This is a genomic window from Bradyrhizobium sp. USDA 4504 (genome assembly GCF_054063995.1).
Genome location: NZ_JBSSGV010000001.1, coordinates 5,385,844 through 5,405,343, shown reverse-complemented (window position 1 = coordinate 5,405,343; position 19,500 = coordinate 5,385,844). Strand labels below are relative to the sequence as shown.

17 protein-coding genes are annotated in these 19,500 nt (G+C 64.8%); 15 read left to right on the top strand and 2 right to left on the bottom strand.

What is annotated here, in order from left to right; genetic code table 11:
* Positions 1-233: 233 nt before the first annotated feature.
* The 6 genes from ACVMB1_RS25440 to ACVMB1_RS25415 all read left to right on the top strand — a co-directional run bounded on the left by ACVMB1_RS25440 (position 234) and on the right by ACVMB1_RS25415 (position 8,158).
* On the top strand, positions 234-1,475 hold the full coding sequence (locus ACVMB1_RS25440) for an SMP-30/gluconolactonase/LRE family protein (RefSeq protein WP_141340509.1): 1,242 nt from the start codon (positions 234-236) through the stop codon (positions 1,473-1,475).
* Positions 1,476-1,685: 210 nt separating this feature from the next.
* Positions 1,686-3,953 carry an acyl-CoA dehydrogenase gene (locus ACVMB1_RS25435; RefSeq protein WP_253625560.1) on the top strand — a complete coding sequence of 756 codons (2,268 nt, stop codon included), beginning with the start codon at positions 1,686-1,688 and terminating at the stop codon, positions 3,951-3,953.
* On the top strand, positions 3,953-5,236 hold the full coding sequence (locus tag ACVMB1_RS25430) for an acetyl-CoA C-acetyltransferase (RefSeq protein WP_141340511.1): 1,284 nt from the start codon (positions 3,953-3,955) through the stop codon (positions 5,234-5,236). The genes ACVMB1_RS25435 and ACVMB1_RS25430 overlap by 1 nt, the downstream gene beginning before the upstream one ends.
* A gap of 2 nt (positions 5,237-5,238) precedes the next feature.
* Positions 5,239-7,329: a 3-hydroxyacyl-CoA dehydrogenase NAD-binding domain-containing protein gene (locus tag ACVMB1_RS25425; protein ID WP_200844446.1), complete on the top strand. Its 2,091-nt coding sequence runs from the start codon at positions 5,239-5,241 to the stop codon at positions 7,327-7,329.
* A complete protein-coding gene (locus ACVMB1_RS25420; RefSeq protein WP_057016954.1) occupies positions 7,326-7,787 on the top strand; it encodes an acyl-CoA thioesterase in 462 nt (153 codons plus the stop codon). Before ACVMB1_RS25425 ends, ACVMB1_RS25420 begins: the two co-directional genes overlap by 4 nt.
* Before the next feature lie 176 nt (positions 7,788-7,963).
* Positions 7,964-8,158 carry a hypothetical protein gene (locus tag ACVMB1_RS25415; protein WP_057016955.1) on the top strand — a complete coding sequence of 65 codons (195 nt, stop codon included), beginning with the start codon at positions 7,964-7,966 and terminating at the stop codon, positions 8,156-8,158.
* Here the strand turns inward: ACVMB1_RS25415 and ACVMB1_RS25410 are convergent.
* On the bottom strand, positions 8,134-8,265 hold the full coding sequence (locus tag ACVMB1_RS25410) for a hypothetical protein (protein WP_256521284.1): 132 nt from the start codon (positions 8,263-8,265) through the stop codon (positions 8,134-8,136). The two genes, ACVMB1_RS25415 and ACVMB1_RS25410, sit on opposite strands and share 25 nt — an antisense overlap.
* 29 nt (positions 8,266-8,294) lie before the next feature.
* Here ACVMB1_RS25410 and ACVMB1_RS25405 point away from each other — a divergent pair, with 29 nt between their 5' ends.
* From ACVMB1_RS25405 to ACVMB1_RS25365, 9 genes are all read left to right on the top strand, one after another.
* Positions 8,295-9,134, top strand: coding sequence for a DeoR/GlpR family DNA-binding transcription regulator (locus ACVMB1_RS25405; RefSeq protein WP_456849346.1), 840 nt, complete (start codon positions 8,295-8,297; stop codon positions 9,132-9,134).
* Positions 9,135-9,209: 75 nt separating this feature from the next.
* Positions 9,210-10,007 (top strand): hypothetical protein, encoded by a 798-nt coding sequence (locus tag ACVMB1_RS25400; protein WP_141340513.1) that lies wholly within the window; start codon positions 9,210-9,212, stop codon positions 10,005-10,007.
* A gap of 465 nt (positions 10,008-10,472) precedes the next feature.
* Positions 10,473-12,017 carry a glycerol-3-phosphate dehydrogenase gene (gene glpD / locus ACVMB1_RS25395; RefSeq protein ID WP_141340514.1) on the top strand — a complete coding sequence of 515 codons (1,545 nt, stop codon included), beginning with the start codon at positions 10,473-10,475 and terminating at the stop codon, positions 12,015-12,017.
* Positions 12,014-13,153, top strand: coding sequence for an ABC transporter ATP-binding protein (locus ACVMB1_RS25390; protein WP_141340515.1), 1,140 nt, complete (start codon positions 12,014-12,016; stop codon positions 13,151-13,153). Before glpD ends, ACVMB1_RS25390 begins: the two co-directional genes overlap by 4 nt.
* A 12-nt stretch (positions 13,154-13,165) precedes the next feature.
* Positions 13,166-14,251 (top strand): ABC transporter ATP-binding protein, encoded by a 1,086-nt coding sequence (locus tag ACVMB1_RS25385; protein ID WP_141340516.1) that lies wholly within the window; start codon positions 13,166-13,168, stop codon positions 14,249-14,251.
* Positions 14,251-15,153: a carbohydrate ABC transporter permease gene (locus ACVMB1_RS25380; protein WP_028338609.1), complete on the top strand. Its 903-nt coding sequence runs from the start codon at positions 14,251-14,253 to the stop codon at positions 15,151-15,153. The genes ACVMB1_RS25385 and ACVMB1_RS25380 overlap by 1 nt, the downstream gene beginning before the upstream one ends.
* Entirely contained in the window at positions 15,153-15,959 is an 807-nt protein-coding gene (locus ACVMB1_RS25375) for a carbohydrate ABC transporter permease (RefSeq protein ID WP_028333212.1), read from the top strand. Before ACVMB1_RS25380 ends, ACVMB1_RS25375 begins: the two co-directional genes overlap by 1 nt.
* Before the next feature lie 9 nt (positions 15,960-15,968).
* On the top strand, positions 15,969-16,295 hold the full coding sequence (locus ACVMB1_RS25370) for a DUF2160 domain-containing protein (RefSeq protein WP_057016960.1): 327 nt from the start codon (positions 15,969-15,971) through the stop codon (positions 16,293-16,295).
* A 115-nt stretch (positions 16,296-16,410) separates the two neighbouring features.
* Positions 16,411-18,153 (top strand): ABC transporter substrate-binding protein, encoded by a 1,743-nt coding sequence (locus ACVMB1_RS25365; RefSeq protein WP_038382516.1) that lies wholly within the window; start codon positions 16,411-16,413, stop codon positions 18,151-18,153.
* Positions 18,154-18,362: 209 nt separating this feature from the next.
* On the opposite strand, the gene ACVMB1_RS25360 is transcribed toward ACVMB1_RS25365, so the two are convergent.
* Positions 18,363-19,466 (bottom strand): alkene reductase, encoded by a 1,104-nt coding sequence (locus ACVMB1_RS25360; protein ID WP_141340517.1) that lies wholly within the window; start codon positions 19,464-19,466, stop codon positions 18,363-18,365.
* Positions 19,467-19,500: the final 34 nt, after the last annotated feature.

The window sequence follows — 19,500 nt, the reverse complement described above, 5'->3', positions numbered from 1 at the left end:
GTCGTGAGACCTGTACCCCCTCACCCGAAATTCAAGCTGCGCTTGAATTTCGACCTCTCCCCGCAAGCGGGGCGCGGTAAGAGACGTCGCTCCGCAACGACGGCCCGCACCACAACAATGTGAAATTTCCGCGCGCGGGGATGAAAAACCGTCACTCGCAACCTCTCCGAGAGCAGTCTAACCTCCACTCGCCAGGCCGGATCAACGGCCGGCCAACAGAGTGGGAGGATGCGATGACACGCCACGAGCGGAGCGATCCGAACGAAGAACAACGCGATCCGAATGTTTCACGGCGCACGCTGGTTCAGGGACTGGCGGTTTCCGCCGCCGCCGTCGCGGGCATCGGCAGCGCGCTGGCCCAGAACGCGCCCGCGCCGGTCGGGCCGCCGACGACGATCACCAGCCCGCCGCGCGACTTCAGTCCGCGCGGTGCGCCGACCACCTATTTCTGGGACCCCGACATCATCGCGGTCGATCCGTCCTTCAACGACCTTGCCCAGCCCAACACCTCGATCAAGCGCCTCTATACCGGCCTGTTGTGGGCGGAAGGCCCGGCCTGGAGTTCGCAGGGCCGCTATCTGCTGTGGAGCGACATCCCGAACAACCGGCAGATGCGCTGGTCGGAAGATGACGGCCATGTCAGCGTCTTCCGCACGCCGTCGAACTACTCGAACGGCAATTCGTTCGACTTCCAGGGCCGCCAGCTGTCCTGCGAACATCTCACCCGTCGCGTGACGCGCTACGAGAATGACGGCACCGCGACCGTGCTCGCGGATTCCTATCAAGGCAAGCGGCTGAACTCGCCGAACGACGTCGTCGCGCATCCCGACGGCAGCTACTGGTTCACCGATCCGCCCTATGGCGGCCAGCTCTATGAGGGCGAGCCTGATGCCGCGGGCGGTCCGAGCAATCCGGCCGGCAAGCTCAATCCCCGGATCGGCCAGCCGGCGGGCTTCGTCCCGGCCAAGCGCGAGCTGCCGACCAATTGCTACCGCATCGACCCGTCCGGCCGCGTCGATCTCGTGGTCAGCGAGGACCAGGTGCCGGACCCGAACGGCCTCTGCTTCTCGCCCGACTACAAGAAGCTCTACGTGGTCTCGACCGGCAAGGGACCGGGCGATAGCGGACCCGGCGGCAAGGGCGACGTTTTCGTGTTCGATGTCGGCGCCGACAACAAGCTTTCCAACGGCAAGCGGTTCAGCGATTTCACGATCGACGGCGTGAAGTGCGGACCGGACGGCATCCGCTGCGACGTCAACGGCAATGTCTGGTGCTCGAGCAATGCCGGTCGCGCGGTCGGTTACAGCGGCGTGACGGTGTGGTCGCCGGAAGGCAAGCTGCTCGGCCGCATCCGGCTGCCCGAGGTCTGCGGCAACATCACCTTCGGTGGTCCCAAGCGCAACCGTCTGTTCATGGCCGCAAGCCAGTCGCTCTACGCGGTCTATACCGCAACCCAGGGAGCGGGGCCCGCCTAGCTCGTCCTGCATGGGGATGGCGTCTGCGCCATCCCCGGCTACCTGATTGTCGCAGCTCAGCTTTCGGAACTGAACCCGTGGCCTGCCGTTAACAGAATGGCGCCTGGGCCGCGTCAATTTCGCTTTATCTGCGAAGCGAAGTGTTCACCGGTGAACGGCACTTTCCGATAAGATCACCCATCCGCGCCGCCGTTTCATGAGGGATCCGCCATGAGCTTCCGCCGCGACTATATGACAAAACCGATCTTCTCCTGGGCGCGTGGCGTGCTGCCGACGATGTCGGACACCGAGCGCGAGGCGCTGGAAGCCGGCGACGTCTGGTGGGACGCCGATCTATTCACCGGCAACCCCGACTGGTCGAAATTGCTGGCGTTCGCGCCGGCCAGATTGACCGAGGAAGAGCAAGCCTTCCTGCACGGTCCGGTCGACGAGCTCTGCAGGATGCTCGACGAGTGGAAGATCAACTGGGAATGGCGCGATCTGCCGCCCGAGGTCTGGGCTTTCATCAAGGCCAAAAAATTCTTCGGCATGATCATCCCGAAGGAATTCGGCGGCCTCGGCTTCTCGCCCTACGCGCATTCCGAGGTGGTGCGCAAGATCTCGTCGCGCTCGCTGACCGCGGCCGTCACCGTGATGGTGCCGAACTCGCTCGGGCCCGGAGAGCTCTTGATGCGCTTCGGCACCAAGGAGCAGCAGGACAAATGGCTGCCGCGCCTCGCCTCCGGACAGGACATTCCCTGCTTCGGCCTGACCAGCCCGGAGGCAGGCTCCGACGCCGCCTCGATGATCGACACCGGCATCATCTGCAAGGGCAATTTCGAAGGCCGTGAGGTGCTCGGCTTGAGGCTCAACTGGCACAAGCGCTACATCACGCTCGGCCCGGTCGCGACGCTGCTCGGCCTTGCCTTCAAGGCCTATGATCCCGATCACCTCGTCGGCAGCGAGGAAGAGCTCGGCATCACCGTCGCGCTGATCCCGACCCATCTGCCGGGCGTGTCGATCGGCCACCGCCATCTGCCGGCGATGCAGGTGTTCCAGAACGGCCCGAACTGGGGCAAGGACGTCTTCATCCCGCTCGACTACATCATCGGCGGCGAGGCACGGCTCGGTCAGGGCTGGAAGATGCTGATGACGGCGCTTGCCGCCGGCCGCGGCATCTCGCTGCCGTCGCTGTCGGCGGCCGGCGCTGCCTATGCCGCGCGTACCACCGGCGCCTATGCCCGCGTCCGCGAGCAGTTCGGCATCTCGATCTCGAAATTCGAAGGCATCGAGGAGCCGCTCGCGCGTATCGCCGGCACGGCCTATCTGCTCGACGCCGCACGGCGGCTGACCTGCGCCGCACTGAACGAGGGGCATCATCCCGCCGTCATCTCCGGGATCATGAAGTTGCACGCCACCGAGCGGATGCGGATCGCGATCGATGACGCCATGGACATCCATGGCGGCAAAGCCGTGATCGACGGGCCGCAGAATTATCTCGGCGGGCTCTACCGCTCGGTGCCGGTCGGCATCACGGTCGAGGGCGCCAACATCCTGACCCGCAATCTGATCGTGTTCGGGCAGGGCGCGATCCGCGCGCATCCCTATCTGTTGCTGGAGATGAACGCGCTCGGCGAGACCGACCGCGACAAGGGTCTGACCGCGTTCGACACCGCGTTCTGGAAGCATGTCGGCCACAGCTTTGCAACCATGTTCCGCGCCTGGGGCCGCAGCTGGAGTTTTGGGATGTTCGCACCGGCGCCGGATGCCGGCGATGCGACCGAGTTCTATCGCCAGCTGTCGCGCTATTCGTCGGCGTTCGCGCTGTGCGCCGACATGGCGCTGCTCACCCTCGGCGGCGCGCTGAAGCGCAAGGAGATGCTCTCGGCACGCTTCGGCGACATCCTGTCCGAGCTGTATTTGCTCTCCGCTGCTTTGAAACGCTGGCAGGACGAGGGCCGGCAGAAGGCGGATCTTCCCGCGCTCGAATGGTGCATGGCATCCGGCTTCAAGACCATCGAGAACCGCTTTGCGGAAATCTTCGCCAATCTGCCGAACCGCCCGATGGCTTGGCTGCTGAAATTCCTGATCCAGCCGTTCGGCGCCCGCGTCACGGGCCCGACGGACCGCGTCGTGCAGCAATGCGCGCAGCTCGTGCTATCGCCGTCGGCGGCGCGCGACCGCCTGACGCCGGACCTCGCCTTTGTCGAGGATGACGGCGGCATCGCAAGGCTGGAGAAAGCCTTCCGCCTCGTCACCGAGGCCGAGGATGCCGCTAAGCAGCTGCGCGCGGCGCGTCTGCATGACTGGAAGGAGGCGGTCAAGAAGGGCGTTATCACCGAGGCCGACGGCGAGAAGCTTGCCGCTGCCCACGAGGCCGTCGCCAAAGTCATCGAGGTCGATGATTTTGCGCCGGAGGCGCTGTCCCCGATTTACAAGAAATCCGCCGACGTGCATCAGTTCTTCCAGGAGCTTGGTGAGCAGAGGGCGGCGAGCTGATGGCGCGACCAGTCTTTATCGTCGACGGCAGCCGGACGCCGTTCCTGAAGGCGCGCTCCGGTCCCGGCCCGTTCACCCCGGTCGATCTTGCCGTGCAATGCGGTCGGCCGCTGCTGGCACGGCAGCCTTTCGCGCCCACCGCCTTCGACCAGGTCATCCTCGGCTGCGTCAACGTGATCGCCGACGAGATGAACCCGGCACGGGTTGCGGCGCTCAGGCTCGGCATGGGCGAACAGATGGTCGCCTTCACGGTGCAGATCAATTGCGGCTCCGGCATGCAGTCGATCGACACCGGCTATCGCTACATCCGCGAGGGCATCTCCGACCTGATCCTCGCCGGCGGTGCCGAAGCCTTGAGCCACGCGCCGCTGGTCTGGCCCAATTCCGGCGTGCGCTGGTTTGCCGGCTTCGCCGGCGCGAAGGGGCTCGGCGCCAAGATCGCCGCGGCGCTGAAGGTGAAGCCGAGCTACTTCAAGCCGATCATCGGCCTCGAGCGCGGGCTGACCGACCCGATCACCGAGCTCAACATGGGGCAGACCGCCGAGAAGGTCGGTCATCTCTTCGGCATCACCCGCGCCCAGTCCGATGCATATGCTGCCGAGAGCCATCAGCGGCTGGCCAACGCGCAGAAGCAGGGCTTTCTCAAGGGCGAGGTCGAGATCGCGTTCTCCCGCGACGGCAAGTTCTTCGACCATGACGACGGTGTCCGCCCGGACTCGACCCCCGAGACCCTGGCGAAGCTGAAGCCGGTGTTCGAGCGTCCGTGGGGCCAGGTCACCGCCGGCAATTCCTCGCAGATCACCGACGGCGCCTCCTGGGTGATCCTGGCGTCCGAGAAGGCGGTGGCCAAGCACGGGCTGACGCCGAAGGCCGTCATCCTCGACAGCCAATGGTCGGCGCTCGATCCCTCGATCATGGGCCTCGGCCCGGTGCTCTCGGCGAGCGCGCTGCTCAAGCGCAATAGCCTGACCTTGCAGGATGTCGAGACCTGGGAGCTGAACGAGGCCTTCGCCACCCAGGTGCTGGGCTGCCTCGCGGCATGGAACGACGAAAAATTCTGCCGCGAGATCCTTGGCCTCGATGGCGCGGCCGGCGAGATCGACCGCGCGAAGTTGAACGTCGACGGCGGCGCGATCAGCCTCGGCCATCCGGTCGGCACCAGCGGCAACCGCATCGTGCTGCATCTGGTCAATGCGATGAAGCGGCTCGGCACCAGGCGCGGCGTCGCCACCGAATGCATCGGTGGCGGGCAGGGCGGCGCGATGTTGATAGAGACGGTGTGATCATGGATTCACGGATCATGGACCTTCTCGCCGATCGCGAGCTCGGGCCGGAGCCTGCCGCCGACAGCCCCTACAAGAATTTCAAGCTGACGCGCGATGACGACGGTATCGCCTGGCTGCTGTTCGACCGCGCCGGCGCCAGCGCCAACACGCTGTCCGCCGATCTACTCGAGGAGCTCGATGCCATCGTCGCGGCGCTGGAGAACCAGCGGCCGACGGGTCTCGTGGTGCGCTCGGCCAAGCCAAGCGGCTTCATCGCCGGCGCTGACGTCAATGAGTTTCGCGGCGCCAGCGATTCCAGCGCGGTCGAGACCGCGATCGGCCGCGCCCATGCGGTGATCGACCGGCTCGAGGCGCTGCGCGTGCCCTCGGTCGCCGTCATCCACGGCTTCTGCCTCGGCGGCGGCCTCGAGGTCGCGCTGGCCTGCCAGATGCGGATCGCGATCGACGATGCCAGGTTCGGTTTCCCAGAGGTGATGCTCGGCCTGCATCCAGGTCTTGGCGGCACCGTGCGCTTCACCGAGCTGGTCAACCCGATGCAGGCGATGACCTTGATGCTGACCGGCAAGACCATCGACGCGCGCCGCGCCAAGGCGCTCGGCCTGGTCGACGCCGTCACCCAGGAGCGCCATGTCCGCAACGCGGTGAAGGATGCGGTGTTCGGCCGGCTGAAGCGCGCCAGGCCGGGCGCGCTCAACTCGATTCTCAATCTTGGTCCGGTCAGGGGCTTCCTCGCCTCCCGGATGCGCAGCGAGGCCGAGAAGGCCGCGCCGCGCAAGCATTACCCGGCGCCCTATGCGCTGATCGATCTGTGGGAGAAGCACGCCGGCAACCGCTCGGCGATGCTGAATGCGGAGAAGGCCTCGTTCGCCAATCTGATGGTGACGCCGACCGCGCAGAACCTGATCCGTGTGTTCTTCCTGCGAGAGCAGATGAAGAAGCTCGCCGGCAGCGGCAACAAGGTTGCGCACGTCCATGTCATCGGCGCCGGCGCGATGGGCGGCGATATCGCGACCTGGTGCGCCAACCAGGACATGCTCGTGACCTTGGTCGACATGAAGGCCGAGCCGATCGCGGGCGCCATGAAACGAGCGTCAGAGTTGTTCGGCAAGATTATGCGCAAGCGGATCGACCAGCGCGACGCGCTCGACCGGCTGATCCCCGACATGGACGGCGACGGCGTCCGCAATGCCGATCTGTTCATCGAGGCGGTGCCGGAAAAGCTCGAGCTGAAGCAGAAGGTCTATGCCTCTCTCGAGCCGAAGATGAAGCCCGGCGCGATCCTCGCCACCAACACGTCGAGCATCCCGCTGCAGGATCTGCGCACCACGCTGGCACGGCCGGAGCGGCTGCTCGGCCTGCACTTCTTCAATCCGGTGTCGCGGCTGCAACTCGTCGAGGTCGTCAGCCATGACGGCACCGATGCGGCGATGCTCAAGGAGGCGCTCGCGTTCGTCGGCGCCATCGACCGCCTGCCGCTGCCGGTGAAGAGCTCGCCGGGCTTCCTCGTCAACCGCGCGCTGACGCCCTACATGCTGGAAGCGATGATGATGCTGGACGAGAAGACCGACCAGCGCCTGATCGACGCGGCCGCCGTCGAGTTCGGCATGCCGATGGGGCCGATCGAACTCGCCGACCAGGTCGGCCTCGATATCTGCCTCGATGTCGGCGACATGCTGCGCTCGAAGTTCGGCGACACGCTGCCGCCGACGCCTGCATGGTTGCGTGAAAAAGTCGCCAAAGGCGAGCTCGGCCGCAAGACCGGCAAGGGCTTCTACACCTGGAAGGACGGCAAGGCGGAAAAGGCGCCGCTGCCGGAGACCGGTCCCCGGGTCACCGATGAGATGATCGACCGCCTGGTGCTGCCGATCTCGAATGTCTGCATCGCCGCCTTGCGCGAGGGCATCGTCGACAATCCCGATATGGTCGACGGCGCGATGATCTTCGGCACCGGCTATGCCCCGTTCCGCGGCGGCCCGCTCAACTATGCGCGCAGCCGCGGCGTCGACGATGTGGTGTCGGCCATGCAGGCCTTGATGCGCAAGTTCGGCGGACGATTTGCGCCGGATCCCGGCTGGGAGGCATTCAAGTGAGCGATTCGCAAGTGACCGGCTCGCAAGTGACCGACGCCCACGCTCACGCGCCGCTGAGCAACGACGCCGAGCCGAAGGGCGATCTCTGCATCCGCACGCTGGCGATGCCGGCCGACACCAATGCCAATGGCGACATCTTCGGCGGCTGGCTGCTCAGCCAGATGGATCTCGGTGGCGGCGTGTTCGCCTCCAAGGTGGCGAAGTCGCGCACCGTGACGGTCGCGATCGACGCGATGAACTTCCGCAAGGCGGTCAATGTCGGCGATCTCGTCTCCGTCCACGCCAATCTGGTGCGCATCGGCCGCACCTCGATCACGGTGCATCTCGAGGCCTGGGTGCTGCGCCGCCGCGAGCAGCAGTCGATCCTCGTCACCGACGGCAATTTCACCTATGTCTCGATCGACGAGCAGGGCCATCCGCAACCGATTCAGCGCGACGGCGCGACGATCGAAACCTGACATCCTCCGCGCGCCAGTGCCGCTGATTCGGTGGGAAAGGAAACGCGTCGAAACTGGGTCCGGAGCGTGGTTTGATTGCAAAAACCCGGAGTTTTTGGCGCTTCGCCGCGCAAAATAATCGAGGAACAAACAGCCAGCGACTCCGTTGTCGGGCCGAAGTCAAACCGAGGCTGACAATGTCCGACAGTTACGTGATCGAAGTGAGTTCGCAGACGGCGGGTATCGTGGTGCGCGATACGCGTGGTTATCAGTTCTTTGCTGCATCGCACCTTTTTGACCGCCTTGAAGGCCAGATCTTCCGCAATGCGCGCGAGGCCGAGCGCGCGGCGCGCCGGCTGCTCGCCGGTCAATCCATGCAGATGGCATCGTAGAACGCCTTCGCGTCATTGCGCATGGCCCGGGCGAAGCGTCCACCTTCGCCCAGGCCTTCCCTGACCCGGCACTGCACGTTGACCTCCGTGCCGAACGGTCGCACCATGGGCGACTCGCCGTTTCAAGGGGGCCGCCGTGGCCGGACTCTCCCATCGCCAGACTGAAATCCTCAACATCGCGCGCGCGTTCGGCCGGGTCATGGTCGAAGACCTCGCCAAGCGGTTCGAGGTGTCGGTGCAGACCATCCGCAAGGACCTCAACGATCTCTGCGACCAGCGCTCGCTGACCCGCATCCATGGCGGCGCGATCATCGCCTCGGGCGTCGAGAACCTCGCTTACGAGGCGCGCCGCTTCGTCGCCGCCGAGGAAAAGAAGGCGATCGGCGCGGCCGCGGCGGCACGGATTCCGAACGGCTGCTCGCTGTTCATCAATATCGGCACCACCACGGAAGAGGTCGCGAGCGCGCTGACCTCGCATGAGGACCTGCTGGTCATCACCAACAACCTCAACGTCGCGATGCTGCTCTACCGCCATCCGCGCATCGAGGTGGTGGTGGCCGGCGGCACGGTGCGCCGCGCCGACGGCGCCGTGGTCGGCTCCACCGCGACCCAGCTGATCGGCCAGTTCAAGGTCGACTACGCCATCATCGGCGCATCCGCCATCGACGAGGAGGGCGCGCTGCTCGACTTCGACTATCGCGAGGTGCAGGTCGCGCAGGCGATCATCGCCAATGCGCGCAACGTGATGCTGGTCTCGGACTCGACCAAGCTGCGCCGCAGCGCGCCGGTGCGGATCGCCCATATGAGCCAGATCCAGACCTTCGTGACCGATTCACCGCTTCCTGCGGGCCTCGCCAATATCTGCCACAGCCGCGGTATCGAGGTGGTCGTCGCGATGGACAAGCCGCAAGTCGATCTCGACGACAACGCCGCCGACGCGGCACCCGCGGCGCTGCGCAGCGCGCAAGGCGCTTGATCTCTCAAGTTTTAGCGAACCTGTTTCGGATGCCTTTCGGCCGCTGTTGTAGCCTGCCTGAGGTGGAGCGGTTCATTGGTCAGCACGCAATTCAAGATCGTCACGGCATTGGGCATGGCGGAGATGTTCGGCGTCGTCTCGTTTGTCCTTGGCTTTAACGTCGCATCCGCGTGCGCGACGGCGCTGGCCGGCGCTGTTTCTGCGCTTGTGGTCATGCGTGCGTTCGATGGTGAGACCCAGCCGCCATCGAAGAGCGTCCCTGCCGACATCTTTCGCCTCGGCAGCGAGAGCCGCCAGGCTTGGCTTTCGGAACTGGAACAGCAGAACGGCCGTGGCAGGAAACTGCTTTACGGACTGTCGCGGATCTTCCTTTCGGGATCGCCGTGTCAGCGCATCGCGAGCGGGGGCTTCCTCGCGCAGTCGGTAATCGGCCGGGTGGCGATCGTCCTGTTCTGGCTTGGCCAGGCGATGGGCTTTGACATGCGGCTGTTCGCAATCCCGCCGTTCGGGAGCCCGTTTGCGGATGGCATCCCGATGTCGGCTGAAGCAATCGCGGGGGTGAGGTTCGAGCACCTCTTCCTGCCGCTGGTCGCGCTCTACGCCGTCACGTTTTCCCTGTTCCTGATCGCATTGCTTGGCGATCTCGCGACCATCCTGCGCGACTGGCGAGAGCAGTGGAAGTATCTCACGATGCCGCTGTTCTGCTTTGCATTCTGGGCACTCCTGGCGCACCGAAAATCATCGGGATATAGCGCCCTGCAAGTCGCGCTCGGCGGCGGACACCTCTGGGCCTATGTCGCGATCTTCGTGTTCTTTCCGCTTTTCTTTCTCGTGCTGTCGGCGTCGCTGCCAGGCAATCGGGCGATCCGATGAACAGGGCTCGCTCGATCGGGCGAATCTATCTCCGCTTCGCGCTCAAAGGTATGCGATCCTTTTCGTCGCATCGTTGGTCTTCTACGTCCTGTTCGCCAGCGGTCACACATTCGTCGCGTCGACCGGTGTGCTCTTGCTCGCCGTCTACTTTGTGCGCGACAGCCGAGCTTGCGCCAAGCGGGTAGGCGGTGAAGTTCACCGTACCTACGATCCCGAAAAGGCTCTGCCGGAATTGCGCGTCGGACGATCGCCACAGCGTCCCTGACCGTCCGCCACCGCCTTGCCTGGCGTCACGCCAAGCGTCGCTCGTCCCATCCCTCCAAAAGCCCTGACCACGGGCACTCCGCCCAAAGAATCCCCAGCCCGAGTTCCCCATTTTCACTTTGCTTTCGTTTTTGGTTGTGATTTACTCCAATACGAAAGTAAAACCGTCAAAGCGAAGGCGGTTGCCGGGGGAAGCGTTCTTTGGACCAGATTTACGACCTCGCCATCATTGGAGGCGGCGTTAATGGTTGCGGCATCGCACGCGATGCGGCGGGCCGGGGTAACTCTGTTTTCCTCTGTGAAATGAATGACTTGGCTAGCGGGACGTCGTCCTGGTCGACCAAGCTCGTGCATGGCGGTCTGCGCTATCTCGAATATTACGAGTTTCGTTTGGTGCGCGAGGCGCTGATCGAACGCGAAATCCTCTGGCAGATCGCGCCCCACATCATTCGGCCGCTACGTTTCGTTTTGCCGCACCACGCCGGCCTGCGTCCGGCCTGGCTGCTGCGGCTCGGCCTCTTCCTCTACGACCATATCGGCGGCCGGCATTTGCTGCCGGCGACGCGCTCGGTCGATCTGACGCGCGACGCGGTCGGCAAGCCGCTGATCCCGGGCCGCTACACCAAGGGCTTCGAATATTCCGACTGCTTCGTCGACGATGCCCGGCTGGTTGCGCTGACCGCGCGCGATGCCGCCGATCGCGGCGCCGAGATCCGCACCCGCACCCGCGCGGTCGAGATCAGGCAAGTCGACGGCGTCTGGCACGTCACGGTCGAGGACAGCGTCACGGGTGTCCGCGACACGATCCAGTCACGCGTGCTGGTCAATGCCGGCGGTCCCTGGGTCGAACAGGTCCTGGCCTCGGGCGCCGGCGTCAACGCGCGCGCCAAGGTGCGCCTGGTGCAGGGCTCGCACATCGTGGTGCCGAAGCTCTACGACCACGACCGCGCCTACATCTTCCAGAACGCCGACGGCCGCATCATCTTCGTCATTCCCTATCAGGGCGACTTCTCGCTGATCGGTACCACCGATCGCGACTATGACGGCGATCCGGCCAAGGTGAAGGCGACGCAGGAGGAGATCGAATATCTCTGCGCGTCCGCCAGCGCGTATCTCGCCAAGCCGGTGAAGCCCGAGGACGTGGTCTGGAATTACTCCGGCGTGCGTCCGCTCTATGACGACGGCGCCAGCGAAGCCAAGGCCGCGACTCGCGACTATGTGTTCGAGCTCGATACGCCCGGCGGTGCGCCGCTACTGTCGATCTATGGCGGGAAGATCACGACCTATCGCCGCCTCTCCGAAGAGGCGCTGGAGCGGCTGTCGCCTTATCTCCGCGGCACAAAGGCGCAGGAGGGCTGGACCGGCAAGGCGCCGCTGCCCGGCGGCGACATGGATGTATCCGCGGTCGCGGCGCTGAGCGCCGAATTGATCCGCACCTATTCGTTTCTCGCGCAATCGCACGCCAATCGTCTCGCGCATGCCTATGGCACGCGCGCCAGCAAAGTCTTGGGCAATGCAACATCGACGGCCGATCTCGGCCGCTCCTTCGGCGCCACCTTGACGGAAAGCGAAGTCAGGTACCTGATGGCGAACGAATGGGCTCGGACTGCGGACGATGTCGTCTGGCGACGATCCAAGCTGGGCTTGCGGATGACGGCGGGTGAAATCGCCGCGCTCGACGAGTGGATGCTCGCCAACCGCGTGTCCGGTGAACGTCCCCTCCGCGAAGCGGGAGGACGGGCATGAGCGTCACATTGCAGAATGTCACGCGAACCGTGGATGGCATTCCGACCATCCGCGACGTGTCGCTGACGCTGGAGCGTGGCACGCTCAGCGTGCTGCTCGGGCCGACGCTGTCGGGCAAGACCTCGATCATGCGGCTGCTCGCCGGCCTCGACAAGCCGACCACCGGCCGCGTGTTGGTCGACGGCAAGGACGTCACCGGCGCCGACGTGCGGCAGCGTTCGGTCGCGATGGTCTATCAGCAGTTCATCAACTATCCCTCGCTGACGGTCTACGAGAACATCGCCTCGCCGCTGCGCGTGCAGGGCAAGCCGCGCGCCGAGATCGAGCGGCGGGTGGCGGAAGCGGCCGGCCTGTTGCGGCTCGAGCCGTTCCTGAAGCGCACGCCGCTGCAACTCTCTGGCGGCCAGCAGCAGCGCACCGCGATCGCGCGGGCGCTGGTCAAGGGCGCCGACCTCGTGCTGCTCGACGAGCCGCTCGCCAATCTCGACTACAAGCTGCGCGAGGAGCTGCGCGCCGAGCTGCCGCGCATCTTCGAGGCCTCCGGCGCGATCTTCGTCTATGCCACCACCGAACCGTCGGAAGCGCTGCTGCTCGGCGGCGACACGGTGTGCATGTGGCAAGGCCAGGCGCTGCAAACCGGCGCGACGCCGAAGGTCTACCGCCATCCCGACACGCTGCGCGTTGCCCAGGTGTTTTCCGATCCGCCGCTCAACATCATCGGCATCGAGAAGAAAGGCGCGCAAGTGATCTATGCCGGCGGCGAGCAGGCGCCCGCGGCCGGCCTCTATGCCAATCTGCCCGATGGCCGCTACCGGACCGGCTTCCGCGCGCACCAGCTCGAGGTCGGGAACGTCGCGGCCGGCCGCCACAAATTTTCCGCCGCGGTGACGGTGACCGAAATCACCGGGTCGGAGAGCTTTGTGCACGTCCATGTCCACGGCTCGAACTGGGTCGCGGTTCTCCACGGCGTGCACGAATATGAACCCGGGCAGGTGCTCGATGCCGCGCTCGATCCCGACAACATCTTCGTGTTCGACGCCGCCGACCGCCTCGTCGCATCGCCCGCGACCTCGTTTTCGGGCAACGTGCATCGCAGTGCGCGCGCTGCAAACGCGTCAGCCGGCAACGGCACGTGAGGGAGATGCTTCATGGCCCGCATTGACCTCGTCGATCTCGCGCACTCCTACGGCGGCAACGACGCGCCGCAGGAATCCTTTGCGCTGAAGCCGGTTACCATGACCTGGCGGCAGGGCGGCGCCTATGCGCTGCTCGGGCCGTCCGGCTGCGGCAAGACCACGCTGCTCAACCTGATCTCCGGCATCGTGACGCCGTCGCGCGGAAAGATCCTGTTCGACGGCCGTGACATCACGCCGCTGTCGACGCAGAAGCGCAACATCGCGCAGGTGTTCCAGTTCCCGGTGATCTACGACACCATGACGGTCGGCCAGAACCTGGCCTTCCCGCTGAAGAATCGCGGCGTCGCGAAGGCCGAGGTCGACGCGCGCGTCAGGCAGATCGCCGATCTGCTCGACCTCACGCCCTATCTCAAACGCAAGGCGACACGGCTCACCGCCGACGCCAAGCAGAAGATCTCGCTCGGCCGCGGTCTGGTGCGCTCCGACGTCGCGGCCGTCCTGTTCGACGAACCGCTAACGGTGATCGATCCCGAGCTGAAGTGGCAGCTGCGCTCCAAGCTGAAGGCGCTGCATCGCGAGCTCGACCTCACGATGATCTACGTCACCCACGACCAGACCGAGGCGCTGACCTTCGCCGACACCGTCGTCGTGATGCATGACGGCCGCGTGGTGCAGAGCGGCACGCCGGCCGAATTGTTCGACAAGCCGGCGCATACGTTCGTCGGCTACTTCATCGGCTCGCCCGGCATGAACATCGTGCCCGCCGAAGTCAGTGGTCACGAGGCGCGGGTCGACGGCCATGTCATCGGCCTGCATCGAAACTATGGTGTGCTGCCTGCGGGCAAGAAGATCGAGATCGGCGTGCGGCCGGAATTCGTCGATGTCGCGGCGCCGGCGTCAGGGCTGCTGTCGGCCAGCATCGAGCGGATCGACGATCTCGGCCGCATCCAGTTCGCCCGCGTGCGGGTCGGCGATACCAAATTCGCCGCGCGTGTGCCGCCGGGCTTCTCGGTCTCCGGCAACACCGCCGGGCTGATCTTCAATCCCGCGCACGTCCACGTCTATGCCGACAGCCATTTGGTGGAGGGGGTCGCCTGATGGACAAGACGATCAACCAAAAAGCCTGGTTCCTGGTGCTGCCGGTGTTCCTGGTGGTGGCGTTCTCGGCGGTGCTGCCGCTGATGACCGTCGTGAACTATTCGATGCAGGACACCTTCGGCAACAACCAGTTCTTCTGGAACGGGGTCGGCTGGTTCAAGGAGCTGCTCGATCCATCGACCGATCTCGGCGGGCGCTTCCTGGCCTCGCTCGGCCGCAACCTGTTCTTCTCTGCGGTGATCCTCGCGATCGAGGTGCCGCTCGGCATCATCGTCGCGCTGTCGATGCCGCGCGAAGGCTGGAGCGTCGCGGCCTGCCTCGTCATCCTCGCCTTGCCGCTGCTGATTCCGTGGAACGTGGTCGGCACCATCTGGCAGATCTTCGGCCGGCCCGATATCGGCCTGCTCGGCTATGTGCTGAACCACCTCGGCCTCAACTACAATTACGTGTCCAATGAGGTCGACGCCTGGGTCACGGTCATCGTGATGGACGTCTGGCACTGGACCAGCCTCGTCGCGCTGCTCTGCTACGCCGGGCTGAAGTCGATCCCCGACGCCTATTACCAGGCGGCGCAGATCGACGGCGCCTCGCGCTGGGCGGTGTTCAAGGCGATCCAGCTGCCGAAGATGAACCGCGTGCTGCTGATCGCGGTGCTGCTGCGCTTCATGGACAGTTTCATGATCTACACCGAGCCGTTCGTGGTCACCGGCGGCGGCCCCGGCAATTCGACGACCTTCGTCTCGATCGAGCTCGTCAAGATTGCGCTCGGCCAGTTCGACCTCGGCAAGGCCGCGGCGCTGTCGCTGGTCTACAATCTGATCATCCTGATCGTGTGCTGGGTATTCTACACCGTGATGGTCAATGCCGGCTCCGAGCGTCCGGCCAAGGAAGGAGCGGCGTGATGCATTCGATCCCCGGCCGCCGCCTGATCATGGCGCTGTTTTTGATCTTCCTGCTGTTGCCGATCTACTGGCTCGTCAACATGAGCTTCAAGACCAACGCCGAGATCGTCTCGACGATGACGCTGTGGCCGCACACGCCGACGCTGCAGCACTACAAGCGCATCTTCACCGACGAGAGCTGGTATTCGGGCTACATCAATTCGCTCGAATACGTGGTGCTCAACACAATCATCTCGATCGCGGTGGCGTTGCCGGCGGCCTATGCGTTCTCGCGCTACCGCTTCCTCGGCGACAAGCATCTGTTCTTCTGGCTGCTGTCAAACCGCATGGCGCCGGCGGCGGTCTACGCGCTGCCGTTCTTTAACCTGTATTCGGCGATCGGCCTGTTCGATACGCCGTGGGCGGTCGCGCTCGCGCACTGCATCTTCAACGTGCCGCTGGCGGTGTGGATCCTCGAAGGCTTCGTCTCCGGCGTGCCGCGCGAGATCGACGAGACCGCGTTCCTCGACGGCTATTCGTTCCCGCGCTTCTTCATCAAGATCCTGGTGCCGCTCATCGCAAGCGGCATCGGCGTCGCCGCCTTCTTCTGCTTCATGTTCTCCTGGGTCGAGCTGCTGCTCGCGCGGACGCTGACCTCGGTGCAGGCCAAACCGATCGCGGCGATCATGACGCGCACGGTCTCGGCGGCCGGCATGGACTGGGGCCTGCTCGCCGCCGCCGGCGTGCTCACCATCATTCCGGGCGCGCTGGTGATCTGGTTCGTCCGCAACTACATCGCGCGCGGCTTCGCGCTCGGCCGGGTCTAGGAGGCGATCATGGAATCCATCGCATGGATGGCCTGGACGCTGCCGACCGCGATCTTCTTCGTGCTGCTGGCCTCGACGCTCGGCGTGATGACCTGGCTCGCGGCGGTTTATCCCGAGGCCGAGCGGGTCGGCGTGCTGCGCATCCCGACCACGCGCGGCGATCGTTTGTTCATTTCGCTGGTGCTGGCGGCGGTGATCCACCTGTTGTGGATCGGCCTCGTCGGCACCGATCCGATCCTCACCCTGCCGATCGGCGAGGGCGTGGAAATTTCGAGCCTGTGGCTCGCAACGCTGATTTCGCTTCTTTCAGCCGTGGCGATCTTTCGCACCGTCTGACGAAAGCGAAGAAGAGCAGATCCGGGGTCAACCCGGGCCTGGGGTTTTGTTTGTCGCTGCAACCGGAGGAATCATAATGCGACATTTGAGAACGACAAAGGATAGTCTTTTGACTATGACCAGCGCCGCCGCGCTGATCGCGGCTTCGCTCGCGGTCGCCACGCCGGCCCGCGCCGCCGACGATGCCGTGATCCAGAAGTGGATCGCGGAATTCCAGCCCTCGACGCTGTCGAAGGAAGACCAGAAGAAGGAGCTCGAGTGGTTCGCCAAGGCCGCCGAACCCTTCAAGGGCATGGAGATCAACGTCGTCTCGGAAACGATCACGACGCACGAATATGAATCGCAGACGCTGGCCAAGGCGTTCTCCGAACTGACCGGCATCAAGCTCAAGCACGACATCATCCAGGAAGGTGACGTCGTCGAGAAGCTGCAAACCCAGATGCAGTCGGGCAAGAACGTCTATGACGGCTGGATCAACGATTCCGACCTGATCGGCACCCACTTCCGCTACGGCCAGACCATCATCCTGTCGGACTACATGAAGGGTGAGGGCAAGGAGGTCACCGACCCGATGCTCGACGTCGACGACTTCATCGGCAAGTCGTTCACCACGGCGCCGGACGGCAAGCTGTATCAGCTGCCCGACCAGCAGTTCGCGAACCTCTACTGGTTCCGCTACGACTGGTTCACCAACCCCGAGTACAAGGCCAAGTTCAAGGCCAAGTATGGCTACGAGCTCGGCGTGCCCGTGAACTGGTCGGCCTATGAAGACATCGCCGAGTTCTTCACCAACGACATCAAGGAGATCAACGGCGTCAAGGTCTACGGCCATATGGACTATGGCAAGAAGGATCCCTCGCTCGGCTGGCGGTTCACCGACGCCTGGCTGTCGATGGCCGGCAACGGCGACAAGGGTATCCCGAACGGCCTGCCGGTCGACGAGTGGGGTATCCGCATGGAAGGCTGCCGTCCGGTCGGCTCCTCGGTCGAGCGTGGTGGCGACACCAACGGCCCGGCCGCGGTCTACTCGATCACCAAATATCTCGACTGGCTGAAGAAGTATGCCCCGCCGCAGGCCCAGGGCATGACCTTCTCGGAAGCAGGTCCGGTGCCGGCGCAGGGCAACATCGCCCAGCAGATGTTCTGGTACACCGCCTTCACCGCCGACATGGTGAAGCCGGGCATCGCCGTGATGAACGCGGACGGTACGCCGAAGTGGCGTATGGCTCCGTCGCCGCACGGCGCTTACTGGAAGGAAGGCATGAAGCTCGGCTATCAGGACGCCGGCTCCGTGACGCTTCTGAAGTCGACCCCGCCGGATCGCCGCAAGGCAGCCTGGCTCTATCTGCAGTTCATCATCTCCAAGTCGGTGTCGCTGAAGAAGAGCCATGTCGGTCTCACCTTCATCCGTGAGTCCGATATCTGGGACAAGTCGTTCACCGAGCGTGCGCCGAAGCTCGGCGGCCTGATCGAGTTCTACCGCTCGCCCGCGCGCGTGCAGTGGACCCCGACCGGCAACAACGTGCCCGACTATCCGAAGCTCGCGCAGCTGTGGTGGCAGAACATCGGCGATGCGTCGTCCGGTACCAAGACGCCGCAGCAGGCGATGGACGCGCTGGCTGCGGCCCAGGATTCGGTGATGGAGCGTCTTGAGAAGTCCGGTGTGCAGGGCGCCTGCGGACCGAAGCTGAACAAGAAGGAATCCGCCGAGTTCTGGTACAAGAAGGCCGAGAAGGACGGCACCATCGCTCCGCAGCGCAAGCTCGCGAACGAGAAGCCGAAGGGCGAGACGATCGACTACGACACGCTGATCAAGTCGTGGCCGGCCAACCCGCCGAAGCGCGCCGAAGCGAAGTAAGGCGCAAGCAAAGGCGTACCAGCCCACGCCATCCGAAGACGACGAAAGGCCGGGAGCGATCCCGGCCTTTTTGCTGATTGCCAGGTCATTCCGGGATGGTGCGCAAGCACCAGACCTCAGGTGCGCAACTGCGCACCGGGGAATCTCGAGAATCCGGGTTCGATGCGTCGCATCGCCCCGGAATGACGATGTGGAGAGAGGAGCGCTCCCTACTCCGCCGCCTCGGTCGCCTTCAGCGTCGGATAATCCGTGTAGCCCTTGGCGCCGCCGCCGTAGAAGGTCGCCTTGTCCCACTCGTTGAGCGGCGCGCCGGTCTTGAGCCGCTCGACCAGGTCGGGGTTGGAGATGAATGGCTTGCCGAACGCGATCAGGTCGGCCGCGCCGGCCTCCAGCACTTTCTCCGCTAGCGCGAAATCGTAGCCGTTGTTGGCGACATAGGCCTGCTTGAAGCGCTTGCGCAGCGAGGCGTAGTCGAACGGCGCGATATCGCGTGGGCCGCCGGTTGCGCCCTCGACGACGTGGAGATAGGTCAGCTTCAGCGCACTGAGCTGTTCGACGATGTAGTCGAACAGCGCTTGCGGATTGGAGTCGGTGATGTCGTTGGCCGGCGTCACCGGCGAGATCCGGATGCCGGTGCGATCTGCGCCGGCCTCGGTGGCGACCGCCTTGGACACGTCCAGCATCAGCTGGGCGCGGTTCTCGATTCCGCCGCCATAAGCGTCGGTGCGCTTGTTGGTGCCGTCGCGGGCGAACTGGTCGAGCAGATAGCCGTTGGCGCCATGGATCTCGACGCCGTCGAAGCCGGCCGCCAGCGCATTCGCCGTGCCGCGCTTGAAGTCCTCGATGATCCCGGGAATTTCCGACAATTCGAGCGCGCGTGGCTCGGACACGTCGGCAAACGTGCCGTTCACGAAGGTCTTGGTCTTGGCTTTGATCGCGCTCGGCGCCACCGGTGCGCCGCCGTTCGGCTGCAGTGCGACATGCGAGATGCGGCCGACATGCCAGAGCTGGATGAAGATGCGGCCACCGCGCTCATGCACCCGATCGGTGACCCTGCGCCAGCCCTCGACCTGTTCCTTCGAATAGATGCCGGGCGTGTCCTGATAGCCCTGGCCCTGCTGCGAGACCTGGCTCGCCTCGGTGATCAGAAGGCCGGCGGAGGCGCGCTGGCCGTAATAGTCCACCGCGAGCGGGCTCGGCACCATGCCGGGCGGCACCGCGCGGTTGCGCGTCAGTGGCGCCATCACCAGGCGGTTCGGCAGCGTCAGCGCGCCGAGCTTGTAGGGCTCGAGAAGTTTGGTCGATTGGCTCATGTAAATGTTCCAGAGAATGACTGATGAAGGACAA